This is a genomic window from Szabonella alba (assembly GCF_016765775.1).
GTDB classification, from domain to species: Bacteria; Pseudomonadota; Alphaproteobacteria; order Rhodobacterales; family Rhodobacteraceae; genus Szabonella; species Szabonella alba.
The window spans coordinates 914521-935966 of the sequence record NZ_JAESVN010000001.1 but is presented as its reverse complement, the minus strand read 5'-3'; the positions used below and the strand labels follow the sequence as shown (position 1 = coordinate 935966).

The 21446-nt window shown below is 63.9% G+C and carries 20 protein-coding genes; 12 read left to right on the top strand and 8 right to left on the bottom strand.

Going from position 1 to position 21446, the window contains the following annotated elements; translation table 11 throughout:
- Positions 1-7: 7 nt before the first annotated feature.
- The 4 genes from JL811_RS04355 (at position 8) to JL811_RS04340 (ending at position 3407) form a co-directional block, all read left to right on the top strand.
- Positions 8-574, top strand: coding sequence for a tetratricopeptide repeat protein (locus tag JL811_RS04355; RefSeq protein WP_237684758.1), 567 nt, complete (start codon positions 8-10; stop codon positions 572-574).
- A gap of 40 nt (positions 575-614) precedes the next feature.
- On the top strand, positions 615-1469 hold the full coding sequence (locus JL811_RS04350) for a tetratricopeptide repeat protein (RefSeq protein ID WP_202687102.1): 855 nt from the start codon (positions 615-617) through the stop codon (positions 1467-1469).
- Between the two features lie 4 nt (positions 1470-1473).
- The gene (locus tag JL811_RS04345) at positions 1474-1977 is read left to right on the top strand and encodes a prepilin peptidase (RefSeq protein WP_202687101.1); all 504 of its coding nucleotides are present in this window, start codon (positions 1474-1476) and stop codon (positions 1975-1977) included.
- Between the two features lie 113 nt (positions 1978-2090).
- Entirely contained in the window at positions 2091-3407 is a 1317-nt protein-coding gene (locus JL811_RS04340) for an ATPase (RefSeq protein ID WP_202687100.1), read from the top strand.
- Positions 3408-3585: 178 nt separating this feature from the next.
- Here JL811_RS04340 and JL811_RS04335 read toward each other — a convergent pair whose 3' ends face one another.
- A complete protein-coding gene (locus tag JL811_RS04335) occupies positions 3586-4167 on the bottom strand; it encodes a 5-formyltetrahydrofolate cyclo-ligase (protein WP_202687099.1) in 582 nt (193 codons plus the stop codon).
- Complete coding sequence (gene mgtE / locus JL811_RS04330) at positions 4164-5546, bottom strand: magnesium transporter (protein ID WP_202687098.1); 1383 nt, start codon at positions 5544-5546, stop codon at positions 4164-4166. The genes JL811_RS04335 and mgtE overlap by 4 nt, the downstream gene beginning before the upstream one ends.
- 133 nt (positions 5547-5679) lie before the next feature.
- Between mgtE and guaD the strand changes: the two genes are divergently transcribed.
- Positions 5680-6960, top strand: coding sequence for a guanine deaminase (gene guaD, locus JL811_RS04325; protein ID WP_202687097.1), 1281 nt, complete (start codon positions 5680-5682; stop codon positions 6958-6960).
- Here the strand turns inward: guaD and JL811_RS04320 are convergent.
- Complete coding sequence (locus JL811_RS04320; RefSeq protein WP_202687096.1) at positions 6957-8921, bottom strand: transketolase family protein; 1965 nt, start codon at positions 8919-8921, stop codon at positions 6957-6959. The genes guaD and JL811_RS04320 overlap by 4 nt on opposite strands.
- Positions 8922-9049: 128 nt before the next feature.
- Between JL811_RS04320 and JL811_RS04315 the strand changes: the two genes are divergently transcribed.
- Positions 9050-10036, top strand: coding sequence for a LysR substrate-binding domain-containing protein (locus JL811_RS04315; protein WP_202687095.1), 987 nt, complete (start codon positions 9050-9052; stop codon positions 10034-10036).
- Here JL811_RS04315 and JL811_RS04310 read toward each other — a convergent pair.
- The 4 genes from JL811_RS04310 to JL811_RS04295 form a co-directional block, all read right to left on the bottom strand.
- The gene (locus JL811_RS04310) at positions 10022-10774 is read right to left on the bottom strand and encodes an SDR family NAD(P)-dependent oxidoreductase (protein WP_202687094.1); all 753 of its coding nucleotides are present in this window, start codon (positions 10772-10774) and stop codon (positions 10022-10024) included. The two genes, JL811_RS04315 and JL811_RS04310, sit on opposite strands and share 15 nt — an antisense overlap.
- 23 nt (positions 10775-10797) lie before the next feature.
- Positions 10798-11829 (bottom strand): transketolase family protein, encoded by a 1032-nt coding sequence (locus JL811_RS04305; RefSeq protein ID WP_202687093.1) that lies wholly within the window; start codon positions 11827-11829, stop codon positions 10798-10800.
- Positions 11826-12674, bottom strand: coding sequence for a transketolase (locus JL811_RS04300; RefSeq protein WP_202687092.1), 849 nt, complete (start codon positions 12672-12674; stop codon positions 11826-11828). The genes JL811_RS04305 and JL811_RS04300 overlap by 4 nt, the downstream gene beginning before the upstream one ends.
- Before the next feature lie 170 nt (positions 12675-12844).
- Complete coding sequence (locus JL811_RS04295) at positions 12845-13792, bottom strand: hydroxymethylglutaryl-CoA lyase (RefSeq protein ID WP_202687091.1); 948 nt, start codon at positions 13790-13792, stop codon at positions 12845-12847.
- A gap of 193 nt (positions 13793-13985) precedes the next feature.
- Between JL811_RS04295 and JL811_RS04290 the strand changes: the two genes are divergently transcribed.
- The 6 genes from JL811_RS04290 to JL811_RS04265 are packed head-to-tail and all read left to right on the top strand — an operon-like array spanning position 13986 to position 20078.
- Entirely contained in the window at positions 13986-15398 is a 1413-nt protein-coding gene (locus tag JL811_RS04290) for an aldehyde dehydrogenase family protein (protein WP_202687090.1), read from the top strand.
- 4 nt (positions 15399-15402) lie between these two features.
- On the top strand, positions 15403-16515 hold the full coding sequence (locus JL811_RS04285) for an iron-containing alcohol dehydrogenase (RefSeq protein WP_202687089.1): 1113 nt from the start codon (positions 15403-15405) through the stop codon (positions 16513-16515).
- 31 nt (positions 16516-16546) lie between these two features.
- Positions 16547-17212 carry a GntR family transcriptional regulator gene (locus JL811_RS04280; RefSeq protein ID WP_273542475.1) on the top strand — a complete coding sequence of 222 codons (666 nt, stop codon included), beginning with the start codon at positions 16547-16549 and terminating at the stop codon, positions 17210-17212.
- Between the two features lie 14 nt (positions 17213-17226).
- Positions 17227-18189, top strand: a complete 963-nt coding sequence (locus tag JL811_RS04275; protein WP_202687087.1) for a TRAP transporter substrate-binding protein — start codon at positions 17227-17229, stop codon at positions 18187-18189.
- Positions 18186-18794 (top strand): TRAP transporter small permease, encoded by a 609-nt coding sequence (locus tag JL811_RS04270; protein ID WP_237684757.1) that lies wholly within the window; start codon positions 18186-18188, stop codon positions 18792-18794. The genes JL811_RS04275 and JL811_RS04270 overlap by 4 nt, the downstream gene beginning before the upstream one ends.
- A 27-nt stretch (positions 18795-18821) precedes the next feature.
- On the top strand, positions 18822-20078 hold the full coding sequence (locus tag JL811_RS04265; protein ID WP_202687086.1) for a TRAP transporter large permease: 1257 nt from the start codon (positions 18822-18824) through the stop codon (positions 20076-20078).
- Between the two features lie 80 nt (positions 20079-20158).
- Here the strand turns inward: JL811_RS04265 and JL811_RS04260 are convergent, their stop codons facing one another.
- A complete protein-coding gene (locus JL811_RS04260) occupies positions 20159-21424 on the bottom strand; it encodes a 3-deoxy-D-manno-octulosonic acid transferase (protein ID WP_202687085.1) in 1266 nt (421 codons plus the stop codon).
- Positions 21425-21446: the final 22 nt, after the last annotated feature.

Below are 21446 nucleotides of genomic sequence, written 5' to 3'. Positions count from 1 at the left end.
GGCGCGTATGAAGGCCAGACCACCGGCAATCGCCGCAGCATTGATGCTTATGGCCGCCTGCAATCCGGGCGGCCTTTCGCGTGACGATGCCGCGCGCGTCTCGGCCCCCGGCATTGATGCCAGGGCCGAAGGAGTGGACGGGCTGCTGGTCGGACATCGGCTGATGGAGGCGGGGGAACATGACCTTGCCTTGCGCGCCTATCTGCGCGGTGCTGCCGAACAGGGCATGACGACCGATGTCCTGTCCGCGCTGGGTTCGGTCAATCTGAAACTTGGCCGGCTTGGTCAGGCCGAACGGCTTCTGCGTCAGGCGGTGGACCAGGACCCCCGATCCGTGCCCGCGCTCAACAATCTGGGCGTCGTGCTGATGGAGCGAAATCAGATCGGTGAGGCGCGGCTGATCTTTCAGCAGGCCTTCGCCGCCGATAGTGGCGCATCGGACTCTATCCGCGAGAATCTGAAACTTGCCATCGCCCGCAGCGAAGGCAATCTGTATGATACAACCAGAGTGGAACCCGCCTTCTCGCTCGTGCGGCGCGACAGGGGCCAATATGTGCTGCTGTCACAACTGTAACGGGACGCCAGGCCGGGCCGAGCAGTGAAAAGGACGCAAAATGCGCCACCCCGCCCTTCTTGCGCTGTGCCTTGGCACAGTGGCCCTGACCGCCTGCCAGAAGCATTCCGATGCCGATGTGAACCGGGCGATCAAATCGGTCAATGTGATCGACGAAAGCAATCTCAGCGATATCATGCTGACAGTGGCCGACCCGAATGAGGCCGCCGCCTATTTCCTGAAATCCTCGACCGAAAACCCCGACCGCATCGACCTGCGCCGGGGTCTTGCGAAATCACTGGTCCGGGCCAACCGCCCGGCCGAGGCTGCCAAGGTCTGGGCAGCGGTCGTGACCATGCCCGAGGCGGGCCCTGAGGACCGCGTGGAATATGCCGAGGCGCTGATCCGTTCGAATGAATGGAAACTGGCCGAGGCCGAACTGAACAAGGTTCCGCCCACGCATGAAACCTTCCTGCGCTACCGGCTTGAGGCGATGGTCGCCGACAGCAACCGGAACTGGAAAAAAGCCGACAGTTTTTATGAGATCGCGACCGGGCTGACGACAAAGCCCGCCGGGGTTTATAACAACTGGGGCTTTTCCAAGCTGACACGCGGCGATTTCACAAGCGCGGAACGGCTGTTTCTGGATGCCCTGACCTATGATCCGGGCATGTTCACCGCCAAGAACAATCTGGTCCTGTCCCGTGGTGCGCAGCGCAAATATGATCTGCCGGTGATCCAGATCACCCAGGTCGAACGCGCGCAGCTGCTGCATACGATGGGGCTGGCCGCCGTGAAGAACGGCGATGTGCGCATCGGCAAGGGGCTTTTGCAAGAGGCCGTTGACACCCATCCGCAGCATTTCGACGAGGCCGTGCGCGCGCTGGCAGCCCTCGACAACAATGTGACGAACTGACCCGATGACCGCATCCGCCGCCCTGTGGTTTCTTCCCTTCACGCTGGTCATCGGCCTTTGGGTCGCATGGTCGGACATGAAGACGATGAAGATCCCGAACCGGGCAGTGCTGGCCTTGCTGCTGGTCTATCTCATTATCGGCCCGCTGGCCCTGCCGTTCCAGATCTGGCTTTGGGGCTGGGTCGTGGGGCTTTGTGTGCTGCTTAGCGGCTTCGTGCTGAATGCCGCCGGGGCGATGGGCGGGGGCGATGCGAAATTCAGCGCCGCCATGGCGCTGATCATGGCGCAGATCGACCTGCGGGTGCTGGCGGTCCTGACCTGTGCAACCGTGCTGGGCGCGTTCGCGACCCATCGGATTTTCGGCCTGATCCCCGCCCTGCGCCGCCGCTTTGCCTGGGACAGCTGGGACAGGCCGGGCTTTCCCCTGCGCTCGGATTTCCCGATGGGTCTGGCCCTGGCCGGGATCCTGAATTTCTACCTTCTTTTCACGATCCTGCCGCAATTCTAGACCAGTTTGTCCCTATGGATTGTTCACGGCGCCTGCCTCGCGGCGGCCTGTGATCTGTTTCCCGGGGCATTTGCGATGCCCTGTTCGACCTATGCCATGACGGATGGATACCGATGAATATTCAGACCCCCACGCCCAATGTGCTGGCCCCACCGGCCCCCAGAACGCTGGCCGAGGTCGGCTTGTCGCTGGTCATGATGCGCGACATCCTGCTGAAAACCATGTTCCGCACCAATCTCGATCTCGCCTCGGCGCTGTCGCGTGCCGTCAGCCTGCCGGTGCTGCTGGTGCAGGAACTGATCGACCTTGCCCGCCAGCAACGCCTGATTGAGGCCACGGGCACGCTGCATGCCACTTCGGGCAATGAAATGGGGTTCCAGCTGACCGATGCCGGCAAGGCCCGCGCGCTGGATGCGCTCAGCCAGTCAGAATATTACGGCGCGATGCCGGTGCCGCTGGACGATTACAAGGTTCAGGTCAAGCGCCAGTCGGTCCGCGACATCCGCCTGACCCGCGACCAGTTGATGGGCGCCATGGGCCATCTGATCCTGCCACCCGATCTTCTGGGCAATCTGGGCCCGGCCATCACCTCGGGCCGCTCGATCCTGATGTATGGCCCGCCCGGCAACGGAAAATCCTCAATCTCCAACGGCATCCGCGATGCGATGGGGGACAAGATCTATGTCCCGCGCGCGCTGGAATATGCCGGACAGGTCATCACCGTCTATGACCCGATCGTCCATTCCGCCGCCGAAGAGGCGGTGGATGATCCCAATTCGCTGCGCCGCACCTCAAACCGGTTCGACAACCGCTATGTCTTTTGTGAACGCCCGACCGTCATCACCGGGGGTGAATTGTCACTCGACATGCTGGATCTGAAATACAACCCTACCGCGCGCACCTATCAGGCCCCGCTGCAACTTAAATCGACCGGCGGCATCTTCATCGTGGACGACCTTGGCCGTCAGGCCGAGCCGCCGCAGAAACTGGTCAACCGCTGGATCGTGCCGCTGGAAGAGGCCAAGGATATCCTTGCCCTGCAATCGGGTGAGAAATTCACAGTGCCGTTCGACACGCTGGTGATCTTCTCCACCAACTTCCACCCGAATGAGATTTTCGACGGCGCGGCGCTGCGGCGGATCTTCTTCAAGATCAAGATCGACGGGCCGGATCAGGAAAACTTCCTGAAGATCTTTGCCATGGTGGCGCGTGCCAAGAAAATGCCGCTGGATGAGGTCGCCTTGCGCCATCTGATGAAGGTGAAATTCCCCACCATTCAGGATAACTATGCCAATTACATGCCGAAATTCCTGATCGATCAGATGATCGCGGTCTGCGAGTTTGAAAATATTCCCTATCAGATGACGCCGGATCTGATCGACCGGGCCTGGGGCAACATGTTCGTCAAGGAGGAGAAGATCGCCAAATGACCCGGCCTTGACCGGACCGGTGCAGGGGGCGCTGCCCCCGCGCCTGCGGCGCTCCCCCGGGATATTTAAGAACAGATGAAAACCAGACCCTTGGCTCCTTTCATCTGTTCTTAAATATCCTCGGGGGGTCCGGGGGGCAGACAGCCCCCCGGTTCCGCCCTGTCAAAGCGAGGCGCTGTCACAGCGGGAAAAGTCCCTTTTCCGTCACGATCCGGTCAAGCGGCTGATCGGTCGGTTCCAGCGGCACCTGCGGCAATTCCTGCGCGGCAAAGGCAAAGCCGATGGCCAGAACCGGATGGCGCGCGCGCAGCGCCTCGAGCGTGCGGTCGTAGAACCCGCCGCCATAGCCCAGCCGGAACCCCCGCGCATCGAAGGCCAGCAAGGGCACGATCAGCACATCCGGCTCCAGCCAGGCGCCTTCGGCCGGGATCTGCGCGCCAAAAGCCCCCTCGACCATCGCGGCACCCGGCGTCCATTGACGAAAGCGCAGCGGACGGCCCCGGCCATCGATCACCGGAACGCAGACCGGGCCGGGATGGGCGGCCATGGCGGGCAGCGGGTCGATCTCGGTCCGCATCGGCATGTAACCGGCCAGCACGCGCCCCGATGCCGCAGTCCCCGGTTGGCGGCCCCCCAATTCGCGCGCCAGCAGATCGGCCAGCAATTCCGCCGCCCGCCCCTGTCCTGCGGCATGGGCCGCCTTGCGCGCAGCCGCAGCCGCCGCGCGGGCAGCAGCCTTGACAGCGGCAGGACCGGTCACAGCAGCACCAGCGTCGCCAGCCCCAGAAAGGCGAAGAACCCCACCACATCGGTCATCGTGGTGACAAAGGTGCCCGAGGCCAGCGCCGGATCCAGTTTCAGCCGGTTCAGCGTCAGCGGCACCAGAACCCCGGCAAGGGCCGCCACCAGCAGGTTGATGACCATGGCTAGCCCGATCACCACGGCCAGCAGCGGCCAGCCGAAGGCGAATGTCGCAATCGCCCCCAGGATCACGGCAAAGACCAGCCCGTTGATCGCGCCGACCGCTGCCTCACGCCGCACAAAACGCGCGGCATTGGCCGAGGTCAGGTCACGCGTCGCCAGCGCGCGCACCGAGACTGTCAGCGATTGCGTGCCGGCATTGCCGCCCATCGAGGCCACGATCGGCATCAGCGCGGCCAGCACGACAATCGTCGAAATCGTCTCCTCGAACAGCGAAATCACGAAAGCGGCCAGCGAGGCGGTGACAAGATTGATCAGCAGCCAGGGCAGACGGCCCCGCAGCGTGTCCCAGACCCCGTCCGAAAGACTTGCCTCGTCATCGACCCCGGCAAGGCGCAGCATGTCCTCCTCATGTTCTTCATCCAGCACATTCATTGCATCATCAATGGTGATGACACCGACCAGACGCCCATCCTCATCCACGACGGGACACGAGATCAGGTGATACTGGTTGAACAGATAGGCGACATCCGATTCTGGCTCCGTCGCCTCGACGGTGCGGAAACTTTCCTCACGGATATCCGACAGCCGCACCTCGCGGCGTGAGGACAAAAGCCGCCCCAGCGTCACATAGGCCTGCGGTTTCATGCGCGGATCGACAAGGATCACATGATAGAACTGGTCCGGCAGATGCGTGGCCCCGCGCATGAAGTCGATGGCCTGCCCCACGGTCCAGTGCATCGGCGCCACCACCACCTCGCGCTGCATCAGGCGACCGGCGGAATAATCGGGATAGGACATGGCCCGTTCGACCGCCACGCGGTCGGCGCTGTCCAGCGCGCCAAGGATCAGGGCCTTTTGCGGCTCTTCCAGATCCTCAAGGATATCGACCACATCATCGGTATCGAGTTCGCGCACCGCCTCGGCCAGAACATCAGGGCTCAGGCTTTCGATGACCTCTTCGCGGATGCCCTCGTCAATCTCGGACAGGATGTCGCCGTCGATCTCACCCGACCAGAGCCGCAGGATGTCGCGGCGCTCAGATCGCGAGACCTGTTCCAGAAGGTCGGCAATATCGGCCGCATGCAGCGGTTCCAGCAATTCGGTCAGAAAGGCGACATCGCCCGCTGCCGCAGCCTCGATAATGGCGCCGATCCGGCGGGCGTCCAGCACGTCCTCATCGGCCTCGTTCCGGTCGTCTTCGCCGTTCTGCACCATGCACGCCCCCTGACTGATTATGTTGACCTTATCGGAAGCTGTTTCTGGGAAACAGGCGGGATGCGCAAATTTACCCCCGGCGGGAATGCTCTTACTGTGTAATGGAATCGTGAAATTACGGGATCAATCGGACATGGCGGATCTTCTTCTGGGGCAGATACTGGGCTTTGCGGCGGACCCGTTCGAGGCCGGCCCCGAGGCCGCGCGCCATGACAGCCACGGGGCCGTACTGGTCGAGGGCGGGCGCATCATCGAGACAGGCCCGGCCGATGTCCTGCGCGCCCGCCATCCGCTGGCCCGGGTCACCGATTACGGGCACGCGCTGATCTCGGCGGGCTTTGTCGATGCCCATGTGCATTATCCGCAGACCGCGATCATCGCCTCATGGGGCAAGCGGCTGATCGACTGGCTGAACCTTTACACCTTCCCCGAAGAAATGCGCTTTGCCGACCGCGCCTATGCCGATGAGATTGCCGCGCGCTATCTGGATCTGGTGCTGTCGAATGGCACGACCAGCCTGTGCTCCTATGCCACGATCCACCCGGAATCGGTCGATGCGATCTTCGGCGCGGCGCAGGCTCGGGGGATGCGGGTCTTTGCAGGCAAGACCTGCATGGACCGCAATGCCCCCGAAGGGCTGCGCGACACCGTGCAATCGGCCTATGATGACAGCAAGGCCCTGCTGGACCGCTGGCATGGGGTCGACCGCCTGTCCTATGTCATCACGCCTCGTTTCTCTCCGACCTCGACGCCCGAACAACTGGCGGCACTGGGGCAGCTCTGGCGCGAACGCCCCGATTGCCTGATGCAGACCCATCTGAGCGAACAGACCGATGAAATCGCCTGGGTGAAGGATCTTTTCCCGCAGTCGCGCGACTATCTTGACACCTATGAGGCGCAGGGATTGCTGCGTGAGGGCGCGGTCTATGGCCATGCGATCCATCTAACGGCGCGCGAAAAGGACCGTCTGATCGAGGCGGGGGCCAGTCTGGTGCATTGCCCGACCTCGAACACCTTCATCGGTTCGGGCCTGTTCGACATGGGGCTGGCCCGCCATCTGCGGGTGGGACTTGCCACCGATACCGGGGGTGGGTCGAATTTTTCCATGCTGCGCACGATGGCGGCGGCCTATGAGGTCGCGCAGCTGCGCGGGCAGGCGCTGCATCCGGCGCAATTGTGGTGGCTGGCAACCCAAGGCTCGGCCCGGGCGCTGCGGGCCGAGGACCGGATCGGCAATATCGCCCCGGGGATGGAGGCCGATCTGGTCGTGGTCAATCTGGCCTCGACCCCCGCCATCGAACAGGCGACCCGCCGCGCCGAAGATATCTGGCAGGCGCTGTTCCCGACGATCATGATGGGCGATGACCGCGCGATCCGCGCGGTCTGGGTTGGTGGCAGGCGGCTGCGCGGCTAGACGCGCCGCCCGCCGCCCTGCGCTGCCATCAGCGCGGTTGCGGTTTCGGTGATCCGTTCAGCGGTGATGCCGAAATGCCGGTACAGCACCTCGGCCCGGGCCGAGGCGCCGAACCCCTCCATCCCGATAAAGGCATCGCCGGGGCGCAGCCAACGATCCCAGCCGAAACGCAGCGCCGCCTCGATGGCGATGCGCGGCGCCGAACCAAGGATCGCGGCGCGCTCCGTTTCGGTCAGGGTCTCGAACCGCTCCCAGCAGGGCAGGGAAACAACCGCAGCGCGCAGCCCCTGACCGGCAAGCTGGCGGCTCGCCTCCATCGCCAGCCCCACCTCGGTTCCGGTGGCGATCAGCGTGACATCGCGCGCGCCCGGATCCTGCAGGACATATCCCCCCGGCGCCGAAAGCGGTGACTGCGCCGGCGCGCGCACGGGCAGTGCTGCCTGACGCGACAGGGCCAGCATGACTGGCCCGCTGCGATGGGGCATGGCCAGCGCCCAGGCCTCATGCGTTTCCACAGCATCGGCGGGGCGCATCACCTGCATATTCGGCATCGACCGATAGGCCGCCAGGGCCTCGACCGGCTGATGCGTGGGGCCGTTGCTGCCGATCCCGATGGAATCATGGCTGAAAACGAACAGCACCGGCAGCCCCATCAGCGCCGCCATCCGCATCGCCGGTCGTTCATAATCCGCAAAGGCCAGATAGGTCACATTCACGGACCGCAGCCCGCCATGGGCGGCAATACCGCAGCACATCGCCCCCATCAGATGTTCGCGCACCCCGCAATGGACATAACTGCCGCCCCGGTTTTCGGCGCTGAAGGCCCTGCGATGCCGCTTGTGATCGGTCGGGGCCTCCAGATCCGCACAAAGCACCATCAGTTCCGGCAGGGTCCGGTCCAGTGCCGCGCAGGCATCGGCCGAGGCGGCGATTGTTGGCTGCGGTGTGCCTTGCGGCAGGTCGGAAAGCGGCGCCTCCCAGCCCTCGGGCAGGAGGCCCGCCTGCCAGCGGTCAAATTCTGCCCGCTCGGGATGGGTGGCATGGCGCGCGGCCCATTCGGCCCGCTCTGCGCCTCCCCGGTTCTGCAATGCGCGCCAGTCCGCCAGCACCTCTTGCGGCACCTCAAAGGGCGGATGCGTCCAGCCGCGTGCCGCGCGGGCCTCGGCCGCGTCCTGCGCTGTCAGCGGCGCGGAATGGCCGCCGCGCTGGCCCTGCAGACGGGGAATGCCCCGCGCGATCACCGTGCGGCAGGCAATCAAAGACGGGCGCGGATCGGCCTTGGCCGCCGTCATCGCCGCATCAATCTGCGCGATGTCATGCCCGTCCACCGCCTGCACATGCCAGCCCGCCGCGACAAAGCGCGCCGGAATATCCTCGGACACCGACAGATCGGTGGCGCCGTCATCGGTGATGGCATTGTCATCCCACAGAAAGGTCAGCTTTCCCAGACGCAGATGCCCGGCAAGGCTGATCGCCTCCTGCCCCACGCCTTCCTGCAGGCAGCCATCGCCGACAAAGGCCCATGTCCGGTGATCGACCAGCCCCGGAAAACGGTCCGCCAGGCGCGCCTCGGCCACCGCCATGCCGACGGCGCAGGCGATGCCTTGTCCCAGAAGCCCGGTGGTAATCTCGATCCCCGCCGCCTGTTCGATCTCGGGATGGCCCGCGCAGACCGATCCCAGCCGCCGGAAATCGCGCAGCGCCTGCAGCGGCATATGCGCATAGCCCGACAGATGCAGCAGCGTGTAAAGCAGCATGGAGCCATGGCCGTTCGACAGCACCACCCGGTCACGATCAGGCCAGAGCGGATCGGCCGGATCGGCCCGCAGATGCCGGGCATAGAGCGTGGCCGCAATCTCGGCCATGCCCAGCGGCACGCCCTGATGCCCCTCGCCCGCGTTCAGGATCGCGTCAAGCGCCAGAAAGCGGATCGCCTCGGCCATGCGTTGGATATCAGCCATGTCTTTCTCCCACGCTTGCCCTCCCCTTCGCGGCGGGGCAGTGTTCAATTCGCGGCACGATTTCAGGCGAAAGGCCGGAAACCCGGCCTTCCACACACCCGATCTGCTGACCGCCGGAAAGGACGCCCATGCGCGACATCAACCTGAAAGCGACCGAACATTTCGAGGCCGTGGCCCGCCTTGGCAGCGTCACCCGCGCGGCAGAGGAACTGATGGTCTCTCCCTCGGCTGTCAGTCAGCAGATCCGCCAGATCGAGGCGCAACTGGGGGTGAAGCTGTTTCGTCGTGAAAAGCAGCGGCTGATCCTGACGCTGGATGGTGACCGGCTGTTCCAGACCGCGACCGAGGCCTTTGCCGCGCTGCGCAATGCCCGCGACGCCATCGCCCGCCAGCGCGAGGCGCGCAATGTCATCCTGCGCGTCAGCCCCAGTTTCGGGGTGCGCTGGCTGGGTCCGCGCCTGCCCGGCTTTCTGGCCCGTCACGGCGACTGGAACATCCGGGTTGACGCGACGCCCGATTTCTCGGCCTTCGAGGCCGAGGCGGTGGATTTTGACCTGCGCTATGGCAATGGTGGCTGGAAGGGGCTGAATGTCTTTCCGATCCTGCATGACCATGTGTTGCCGGTGGTCAGCCCCGCCTATCTGGCCGAACTGGAGGCCACGGCCCCCGGCGATCCGGTGGCGCAACTGGCCAATGCAAGGCTGGTCGACAGCGTGAAGGCGCTGACGCGGTGGGATATGTGGCTGGCGCGTCAGCGCATCACCCTGCCCCGCCTCAGCCTGCCCTTGCGGTTTGACCGGTCGTCCATGTCCATCGAGATGGCGCGGCAGGGTTTCGGCATCGCGCTGGAAAGCACGGCCCTTTGCCTGCCCGATCTGCAAAGCGGGGCGCTGGTGCCCTTGTCGCGTGATTTCGATGTGCTGGTCTCCGAGGCCTATTGGTTCGTCTCGCCCCCCCAGCACATGAACCGCCGCATCGTGCGGCTGTTCTCCGAATGGCTGACGGCGGAAGGCCGCGCCCATGACGCGGCCTCGGAGGCGCTGCTGACAGGGTTGGGCTGCCGCCTGCGTGATCAAGGCCCGGAGGATCATTCCGCCCTGTCAGTGGATCAATGATCCGCCATTCACATCGACCTCGGTGCCGGTGCAATAGGCCGAAAGCTCGGAGGCCAGAAACAGCGCGCAACCCGCAACATCTGCGGCCGTGCCCTCACGCCCCATCGGAATGCCCGCCAGAACCTGCGCGCGCATCTCGGGCGTCAGCTTGCCTGCGGTGATATCGGTCGCGATGAAGCCCGGGCAGATCGCATTGACGCGCACCTGATCGGGGGCCAGTTCACGCGCCATGGCCTTGGTCAGCCCCAGAACGCCCGCCTTGGCCGCCGAATAATGCGGCCCGCCGAAAATGCCGCCGCCGCGCTGCGCCGAGACCGAGGACAGATTGACAATGCTGCCCGCGTTCTGCCCGCGCATCGCCGGGATCACCGCCTGCGACATATAGAGCGTGCCGCGCAGCGACACATCGGTGACCGCCTCATAATTCTCGGGCGCGATGTCCATGATCTTCAGCGGCTGGGTGATGCCCGCATTGTTCACCAGAATGTCGATTCGTCCCCATCGGGCCAGAAGCGTATCCGCCGCCGCCTGACAACTGGCGCGGTCGGTTACGTCACAGGCCAGCCCGACATGGCCCGCGCCCAGATCGGCGGCGGCGGCAGCCGCCTGACCAGCATCCAGATCCAGAATGGCGATGGTCGCACCATGCTCGGCAAACAGCCGTGCCGTGGCCTTGCCCAGGCCCCGCGGCGAGGCCGCGCCGGTGATGACCGCGAATTTTCCGTCCAGAAGGCCCATATGCCTTTCCCCCTTTAGATAGCTTACAGCCAGCCGCGAATACGCTCGGCCACCTTGTTCACCGACAGCCCGTACATGTCATGCAGGGTCGGCAGCGCGCCCGCCTCCAGAAACTCATCCGGCAGGCCGATCATGCGGAACCTCGGTGCGATCCCCCGCGTCAACAGAGCCCCTGCAACCGCCTCTCCCAGCCCGCCGATCACGGTGTGGTTTTCCGCCGTCACCACCAGACGCCCGCCCTTGGCGGCCTCCGCGGCGATGGTCTCGACATCCAGCGGCTTGATCGTGGGCACATGCAGCACGCCCACATCCACCTTGTCACCGGCCAGTGCCGTTGCGGCATCCAGCGCGCGCATCGTCATCAGCCCGGTCGAGATCACCAGCACATCGCGCCCGTCGCGGATCATCTGGGCGCGGCCCAGCTGAAAACGGTAATCGGGCTTGTGCCGGCGCAGGACCGACGGAACCTTGCCGCGCAGCAGCCGCGCATAGACCGGCCCCGGATGGGCCGCGATCTGCGGCACCATATCGGCAATGTCATCGGCATCGCAGGGGTCGATGATCGTCATGTTGGGCAGACCCCGGAAAATCGCCAGATCCTCGGTCGCCTGATGGCTGGGGCCATATCCGGTGGTCAGCCCCGGCAGCGCGCAGATGATCTTGGCAGGCAGGTTCTCCTCGGCAATCGCCATGGCGATGAAGTCATAGGCGCGGCGGCTGGCAAAGACGGCATAGGTGGTGGCAAAGGGAATGAACCCTTCCCGCGCCAGACCCGCCGCCGCCGAGATCAGCACCTGTTCGGCCATGCCCATCTGATAGAACCGGTCGGGCATCGCCTGCGCGAAAATATGCAGATCGGTGTATTTCGACAGATCGGCAGACAGACCGACGATACGCTCATCTTTCCGCGCGCAATCGACCAGCGCATGGCCGAAAGGGGCTGCAACCGTGTCATAGCCTTCGGCGGCCAGTGACGCGATCATGGCCGAGGTCGCGACCTTGGTTTCCGGCACCTTGCGGGGTTCGTATTTGCGGGCCAGCGAATTCAGCGTCATTGCGGATATCCCTCTTCCAGAACGGCCAGCGCCCGGCCCCATTCATCGGGTTCCACCCGCACGAAATGGGTAATTTCGCGCGCCTCCAGAAAGGGCACGCCCTTGCACATGGTCGTGTCGAAGATGATGACGCGGGGCTGTGTGTCGGGGGCGTTGCGAGCGGCATCCAGCGCGGCGACCACGGCGGGCAGATCATTGCCGTTCACCCGCTGCGCATGCCAGCCGAAAGCCTCCCATTTGGCGCGCTCGTCGCCGGTGGCCAGCGCAGCAGTGGATTTGCCATCGGCCTGCTGGTCGTTGAAATCCACCAGACAGATCAGGTTGTCGAGCCTGTGCTGCACCGCCGACATCGCGGCCTCCCAGGTCGATCCCTCGCCCAGTTCGCCATCCGACATCAGGTTATAGACAAAGGCCGGGCTGCGCTTGCGCTTCAGCCCCATGGCCATGCCGACCGCGATGCCCAGCCCCTGCCCCAGTGATCCGCCCGTGATTTCCATCCCCGGCGTGTATGAGGCCATGCCCGACATCGGCATGCGACTGTCATCCATGCCATAGGTTTCCAGCTCATTCTCGGGCAGGATCCCGGCCTCCATCAGCACCGCATAAAGCGCGATGGCATAATGGCCGATGGACAGAAGAAACCGGTCGCGCCCCTCCCATTCTGGATCTTCGGGGCGATAGTCCAGGGCGTGGAAATAGGCCGCGGCCAGCACATCGGCGATGCCCAGCGCCTGCCCGATATAGCCCTGCCCCTGAACCTCGCCCATCAACAGCGCCTTGCGCCGGATGTTCCAGGCGCGCTGCGCCAGCGACAGGTTCGGGATCCGACCCGCTTGCGTCGTCATGGCCATGCTTCCCCCTCCGCTTTGCAGAAAGATGTTTAGCACCTGCGGCGAGCAGGGTCATTCATATTGAATTACAGACTTATGTAGTCAAACTTCACAACCCGCACAGACCCCGGGCAGCAGCCCGCCGTGACGGCAGGCTGCGATCCATTGCGCGCAGGCGCCCGCTGTCAGGCCGGGCTCTGGCCCTGAGGCTGCACCGGACAGGGATAGATCCGGTCGGATGTGCCCGCCTTCATGACAAATCCCGGAACCGCATGGCCCAGCAGGGCGGGCAGATCCTGCGAAATCGCGGTCAGGGCCTCAAGATCGGTGCCGGTCGGAATGCCGCATTGATGGAACATATGCACCAGATCCTCGGTGCAGACATTGCCCGTGGCCCCCGGCGCATAGGGACAGCCGCCGATGCCGCCCAGCGCGGAATCAAAGCTGCGCATCCCGGCATCATAGGCGGCAATCGCATTGGCCAGCCCCATATCGCGGGTGTTGTGCAGATGCAGCGTCAGGGCAAGCCCGGGATGGTGGCGCAGGATGGTCGAGACCATTGCCGTCATCTGCCGTGGATTGGCGACCCCGATCGTATCGGCGATGGTGATGCCCTCGATCCCCAGTTTCAGATACTGGTCCACGGCCCACAGCACACGGTCCACCGGTTGCCGCCCCTCGAACGGGCAGCCGAAGGTGGTGGCCAGCGTGCCGTTCACGAAGATCCCGGCGCCCGCAATCACCTGCATGATCTCGGAAAACTGCGCCAGCGACTGCGCGCAGGTCATGCGCATGTTTGCCAGATTGTGCTGCTCTCCGATGGACATGACCAGATTGACCTCATCCACCCGGCAGTGGAGCGCACGTTCGGCGCCGCGCACATTCGGCACCAGCGCGGTATAGCGCACGCCCGGCACACGCTCGATCCCGTCAAACACCTCGGCCGCGTCGCGCAGATTGGGAATCGCCTTGGGTGACACGAAGGACGATACTTCAAGCCGACGGATGCCACTGCGCGACAACCGGTCGGCAAGACGGATCTTGTCGTCAGTCGCGACAAATCCCGGCTCATTCTGGAAGCCGTCGCGCAGCACGACCTCGTTGATCTCGACCTGTTCCGCTGTTCCCGGCATGTCCTGCCCCCCTTCGGTTTCCGTCGCGCGGCAGCTAAGCAGGACTCGGTTAAGGTATCAACAAAAATATTAACTGATGTATCAGTTGACACATTTATCCGTTCCATGCAGCTTGACCGCCTAGAACGAATCTGATGTGTTTACTGATGCATCACGACCCCGGGAGAGGGCCATGATGCTATGCGGAGGAAAAATGTCCGAACCGGCAATCCAGATTGCAGAGCTTGTGTCCCGTGCACGCCGCGCACAGGCCGTGCTGAACGGCTATTCTCAGGAACAGGTGGACCTGATCGCAGGGGCCATCGTCTATCATCTGTCGCGCCCCGAAATGGCGACGCGAGTGGCTGAAATGGCCTTTGAAGAAACCGGCATGGGCCTTGTCGACAGCAAGCGCGCCAAGCTGGCGCAGAAAATGCCCGCGATTTTCCACGATATCCGCAAGGAACCGACCGTCGGCGTCATCGAACGCGATACGGCAAACGGAATCACCACGATTGCAAAGCCTTACGGCGTGATCGCGGCGCTTGTTCCCAGCACGAACTGTGAGGCGACACCGATCTTCAAGGCGGTTCTGGGCATCCGCGCCCGCAATGCCGTGATCTGCGCACCGCATCCGGCCAGCAAGAAGACGACGCTTTATGTCGTCGATGTGATCCGGCAGGTCCTGCGCGCGCTGGACGCGCCCGAAGACCTGGTCCTGTGCATCGAAACACCGTCGAAGGCGCTGGCGGCGGAGCTTATGGCGCAATGCGATGTGACCATGGCGACGGGGTCGGGCGATATGGTTCATGCGGCCTATTCCTCGGGCAAGCCCGCTTATGGCGTCGGCGTCGGCAATGCTGCCGTCATCATTGATGAAACGGTGGATCTTGCGGAAACCGCCGAAAAGATCCGCATCGGCAAAAGCGGCGACAATGCCTCGGGGTGTTCGGCGGAAAATTCAATCATCGTGCAATCCGGCATATATGACGATTTCCTGCGCGCGCTGCAGGCCGAAGGCGCCCATATCGCGACCGAGGCCGAAAAGGCGAAACTGCAGGCGGTGATCTGGGAAAACGGCCATGTTTCCCGCCGGGTGGTTGCCCGCCCGGTGGCCGAGATTGCCGCCCTTGCCGGGATCGAGGTTTCCCCTGATGCCCGTTTCATCGTGGTGCAGGAAAGCGGCGCGGGGCCGGATCATCCCTTTTCGGGAGAAAAGCTCAGCCTTGTTCTGACCTGCTACAGATATGACAGCTTCGATGACGCCATAGCACAGGTCAATGCGATCACCGACCATTCCGGCGCGGGCCATTCCTGCGGCATCCATTCGAACGATCCCGACCGCATCCTGCGGCTGGGGCTTGAGACGCGGACCTCGCGGGTGATCGTGCGCCAGCCGCATGGTGTGGCCAATTCCGGCAGTTGGGCCAATGGTCTGGCCAAGACCTTCTCCTTGGGTTGCGGAAGCTGGGGCGGAAATTCCGTGTCGGAAAACGTGACGCAGAAACACTATTACAACACCACCCGCATCGCCGAACCGCTGGACCGGCCCGTGCCGGGTGACGACGCGATCTATGGCCCGCTTTTCGACCGCGTCAAAGCGGTCCGCATCGGCGCGGAGGGCTGAGGTGATGAAATTCGCATTGCGCCCGCAATTGCATGGCCATGACACTTTCGCCGCCTTCGCCGAGGCCCATGCGGTCAGCGCGCGGGATCTGATCTTCACGCAGCGCATCCTGCAGGAAACCTTCATGCAGGACAGCCCCGCGCAGGTGCTGTTCTATGACGATTTCTGCGATGGTGAACCGACTGATATTGCCGTTGACCGAATGCTGGCGGCGGTCCGCGGCCTTGATTTCGACCGGCTGATCGCCATAGGCGGCGGCTCGATCCTTGACAGCGCCAAGGTACTGGCGCTTGACAGCGATGCCGATGTCGCCGGGCTGTTCGCGGCAGGCGTGCAGCCCGGGCGCAAGGCGGGGCTGATCCTGATCCCCACGACCTGCGGCACGGGATGCGAGGTGACCTGCGTTTCGGTCTTCGACTTTCCGTCCATCGGCAGCAAGATCGGCAAGGCGTTTGACGCAGGCTTTGCCGATCATGCGGTGCTGATCGACGAATTCCTGTCCAAGATCCCCTATCACGTCTTTGCCACGTCTTCGGCCGATGCGCTGGTTCATGCGATGGAAATCTATCTCGCACCCAAGGCCAATGCCTATACAGACATGTTCTGCATGACGGCGATCCGGTCGATCCTGCAGGGCTATATGCGGATCGTGCGCCATGGGCGCGAGGTCATCCAGCAGGATGCCAAATCCTATCTGACCGCCAGCAATATGGCGGGCATCGCGCTGGCCAATATCCTTGCGGGCGGCGTCCATGCCATCGCCATGCATTTCGGCAGCGCCCATCACGTCCCGCATGGCGAGGCGACACGCCTGTTCCTGCCTTCGGTCTTCAAGATCTATTACCGCAAGGCCCCCGAAGGAAAGATCGCCGATATCGCACAGGTCATCACCGAGGTGCTGGACCTGCCGCGCGACGGCACCAACCCGTTTGACGCACTGGACGCGCTGCTGGCGCAGGTCGTGCCGACGAAACGGCTGCGCGATTACGGCATGGCCGACACCGATGCCGACCGGTACGCGACCAAGGTCATCGAAACCCAGCAACGCCTGCTGGTGAACAACTATGTCGCGCTTTCGAACGCCGATATTGCGGGGGTATATACCGAGCTGATGTAACGAGGCTCCGCAGTATCGGAAAGGGAAACGGATGGCGCAGAATTTCTCAAGAAAGGCTTATGAAATTCTACTGGACAGGATCATGACCGGCGGGCTGCGACCGGCAGCACCGCTTGATATCCACCGCATCGCGGCGGATCTCGACATGAGCATCACCCCTGTCCGGGACGCGATCAAGAAGCTTGAGATGGACGGGCTGGTCGAGGTCATCCCACGTTCGGGCACTTTTGTGCGCCATTACACGATCGAGGATCTGATCAAGGGATATGAGCTTGTCGAAGCGCTGGATGGTATGGCAGGGTATCTCTTGGCCGAGAAGGTGCAGGCCGGTGAGGTCGAGGGCGCGCGGATCGAGGCGCTGCTGACCCCGCTGGTCGATGAGATGGAACAGAACCTGTCGCGCGATCATGTCCGCAAATGGGCAGATATCGACGGGCAGTTCCACAGGATCATCTTCGAGATGTCGGAAAACGTGCTGATCGCCAATGGCTACAATTCAGCGCGAAACCAGATGCGATCGGTGCTGTCCTTCATCAGCCCGATCCATGTCGACCGGGCCAATTCGGTGAGGGAGCACCGTCTGATCATCGCGGCAATCGCTGCCGGTGATTGTGAACTGGCCCGCAGGCACTGTCAGGATCATCGCCATCTGATCCGGCAGATCCTGAAAAAACTGCTTGGAGAATGTCAAACATAACGGAGGAGTGTGACATGACGACCAGACTGACTGCAATTCTGGCGGGGACCGTCCTGCTGGCAGGAGGCGCGCAAGCTGAGGATGTCATCTTCGCGCATGGCGAAAACCCCGGAAACCCGCGTTACATCGCGGCCGAGAAATGGGCCGAGCTTTATGCCGAATGCACCGGATCCTCGGTGAATGTCGCGCCCTCGGCCACCATGGGCAATGACGTGGAAATGCTGACCTCGGTCGGCGCGGGCATCATCCAGATCACCGCCAATTCGCAAGGCGCGTTCAGCCAGATCGTGCCGGAAATCGGGCTTCTGGGCCTGCCCTTCCTGTTTTCCGATCTGGAAAGCGCCTGGGAGGTCGTCGACGGCGAAGTGGGCGATCTGATCGACGAGCGCGCGCAGGCCTCGGGGCTCAAGGTCGTGGGCTATTGGGACAATGGCATCCGCCATATCTCGCATCTGTCCAAACATGTGCTGGAACCGGCCGATCTGGCGGGTATGCGCATCCGCACCCCCCCGGCGCAGATGACGGTGGACATCTTCGAGGCGCTCGGCGCATCGCCTGCGCCGCTGGCTTGGTCCGAGGTGCCCTCGGCCCTGCAATCGGGTGTGTTCGACGGGCAGGAGAACCCGCTGACAAACATCTATTTTGCAAAGCTGCACGAGATCACGCCCTTCATCACCCTGACCGGCCATATGTATGAGGCCTCGCCCGTTGTCGCCGGTCTTGGCTGGTGGCAGGGTCTGGACGAGGCGACGCAGACCTGCATCACCGAAGCCACGGATGAGGCGGGTGCGCTTCAGCGCCAGCTGAACAAGCAAGGCAATGATGAGTTGCAGGCCACGATGGAAGGTGAGGGCGTGACCTTTGCCACCGCCAATCGCGAGGCCTTCATCGAGGCCACGGCCTCAGTCTACGACAAATATGCCGAAACCTATCCCGATCTGGTTGCAGCCCTGCGCGCGGCTGCGCAAGGCGAATGAGCGGTCCCGTCTTGGACCCGGCAGGGGGGCGGCAACGCCCCCCCGTAACGGACCCGGCAGGGGGGCGGCAACGCCCTCCTGTCCACGGGATTGTCACCGTCTGCCGCTGGCTGACCCGCTGGCTGGATCTGAGCGCGCGGGTCATCGCGGTCGGGGCGATGGGGGTGATGTTCACCCTGCTGCTGCTGAACGTGGTGCTGCGCTATATCTTCACGACCGGCATTCCGATGGCCTATGAAATTCACGCCGTGCTGCTGCCCTGGCTGGTTGCGGGCGGTCTGGTCGTCGCGGCGGCCCAGAACCGCAATATCGCGGTCACGCTGCTGCCTGATCTGGTTTCGCCCGAATTCCGGCGCTGGATCTTCATTGCGGTGCAGGTGGTGCTGCTGATCATTGCGGTCGCGATTGTCTGGACCGGCCAGCCGATCCTGCGCGCCTCGACCTTTCAGTCGCTGTCGACACTGGGCGTCAAGCAGGTCTGGGGCTATGCAAGCCTGCCCTATTCCTTTGCCTGCGTCGCCGTGATCGCACTCTGCGACCTGCTGCGGCTTTTCCTGCGTGACGAGACGCTGGAAAACGGCACCGCCCCCACAAGTCTGAGCTGATCGGACCCTGACAGAAAGCCCCGACCCATGTCCGCGACAATGATCTGGATCTTCATGCTGCTGCTGCTGGGCGCCGTGCCGGTGGCCTTTGCCATCCTTGGCGGTGTGGCGGCGGCGCTGTGGCTTGACGGCAGATCGCTGGCCGTTCTGGCGCAGCGGCTCTATTCGCCCACGCAAAGCTTTCCGATGCTTGCGATCCCCTTCTTCATCCTTGCCGGCAATCTGATGATGTCGGGCAAGTTCGGCGTCTATCTGGTCAACACCGCCCGCCTGCTGGTCGGGCGCTTCAAGGGCGGGATGGGACAGGTATCGGTGCTGGGCTCGGTGATGTTCGGCGGCGTTTCCGGCTCGGCGGTGGCCGATGCTTCGGCGCTGGGCAATGCGCTGATCCCGGTGCAGAAGGAAAGCGGGTATCCCGCCGCCTTCGCGGCGGCGGTCAATGCCTCCTCCTCGACCGTCTCGGTGCTGATCCCGCCCTCGATTCCGCTGATCCTTTACGGGCTGATCTCGAATGTCTCGATCGTCAACCTGTTCATCGCGGGCATCCTGCCGGGGGTTCTGCTCGCCGTCGGGATGATGATCGCGGTCGCATTGGTCGGCTATCGCAACAATCTGCCGCGCGCGCCGCTGGAGGGCGGGTTTGCCGCCTTCAAGGGGCAATTGTTCATCGCGCTGCCCGCGATGCTGATGCCGGTTTTCGTGATCGGAACGCTGCGCTTCGGCGTGGCCACCCCGACCGAGGTCAGTGTGATGGCCGTGGCCTATGCGCTGGCGATCAGCGGTTTGCTGTATCGTGACCTGACATGGCGCGGCATCTGGGAGGCCTCGGTCGCGACGGTGATGATGACCGGCGCAGTGATGATCATCATCATGGCCTCCTCAACGATGCAATGGGTTCTGACGCTGGAGCGCGTTCCCCAGATGCTGGCCGCATGGGTCAGCCTGACCTTCACCGAGCCCTGGATGGTCATCATGGCGCTGAATGTCGTCATGCTGCTGGTCGGCACGGTGCTGGACCTGCCTGCAGCGGTGCTGCTGCTGGGGCCGATCTTTGTCGGCATCGGGCAGGCCATCGGGATGGATCCGGTGCAGTTGGGGCTGATGATGGTCGTCAACCTGTCCATCGGGCTGTACACCCCGCCCGTGGGCACGACGCTGTTCATATCATCCGCCATTGCGCGGGTCGGGATCGGCGCCACGGTGCGCGCCCTCCTGCCTTTCTACATGGTGGCGCTCGCGGTTTTGCTGCTGATTTCCTATGTCCCGGCGCTGACATGGTATTGAGGCACTGAAGGCCGGGAAGATCCGAAAAACATGGGCCACAGAAACATGGGCCGGAGCCAACGCGCCCCGGCCTTTTTCTTTCAGGTCGTGGGCGGAGCGAGGATCGGGGTCAGCAGGTCAAGAACCCGCCCCGTCGCCCCGGCATGGCGCTGCTGTTCGGCCCGCGCGGCATCGCGCATCGCGGCCAGCGCGGCAGGATCACCCAGCAGATCAGAAACGGCGCGACCCAGTTCTCCCGCATCGCGTACGAGCCGCACCGCGCCCGCCTGCAGAAGCGCATCATAATCGGCCCGCGCATTGCGCAGATGCGGCCCGGTCAGCATCGGGCAACCAATGGCAGCGGCCTCATAGGGGGCATGTCCGCCGGGCCCCTCGACCAGCGATCCGCCGATCAGGGCCAGATCGGCAACCGAATAGACATCGCCCATCAGCCCCAGCGCATCGATCAGATGCACCTGCACCGGCGGGCCGTCCCCCTGTCCTGCACTGTGACGCGAAAAGCGCAGGCCCCGGCGCTGCAACCCGGCGGAAATCGCATCGGCCCGGTCAGGATGGCGCGGCGCCAGCAACAACAGCGGCGCGGGGTCCAGCGCGGCCAGCGCCTCCAGCACGATTTCCTCTTCCCCCGGATGGGTCAGCGCTGCCGCCCAGACCGGTCGCCCGGCGGCCATTCTGCGCAAGGCCGCGCAATGGGTGTCATCCACCACAGGAGAGGGGATATCGGCCTTGAGGTTTCCGACCGAATGCACCTGGCCCTGATCAATCCCGAGGGACAGAAATTCAGCCCGCAGCGACCCGGCCTGCACCGTGACCAGATCGACCCCCGCCAGCAGGACGGCCATGCTGCGCGGCACCCTTTCGCGGGTTTTCGAGGCCCGCGCATTCAGCAGCGCCACGGGAATGGCCTGGCGGGCAAGGGTCAGCATCATGCGCGGCCAGAAATCGCCCTCGACAAACAGCGCCGCATCGGGGCGCCAATGGCCCAGAAACCGCCCCACCGCCCCCGGCGTATCGACGGGCAGGAATTGATGCAGCGCTCCGGGCAGATGGCGCGCAACTGTCGCGGCCCCCGTCGCGGTCGCCGTGGTGACCAGAAGTTGCAGCCCCGGCAGATCCGCAATGCGCCGCGCAAGGGCAGAAACCGAGACAACCTCTCCGACCGAGGCGGCATGGATCCAGATCAGCCGACCCCCGGGCCGGGCAAGGCTGGCATGGCCAAAGCGTTCAGGCAGACGCGCGGGATCCGCCCCCTGCCGCCGATGCGCCCGCCGCGCCAGAAGGCCGGGCAGTCCCGGGGCAAGGCGGGTCAGTCCCAGCCAGAGGCGAAGGAGGAGGGTTGGTTTCATACCGTCACCCCGGCCCAAGGCA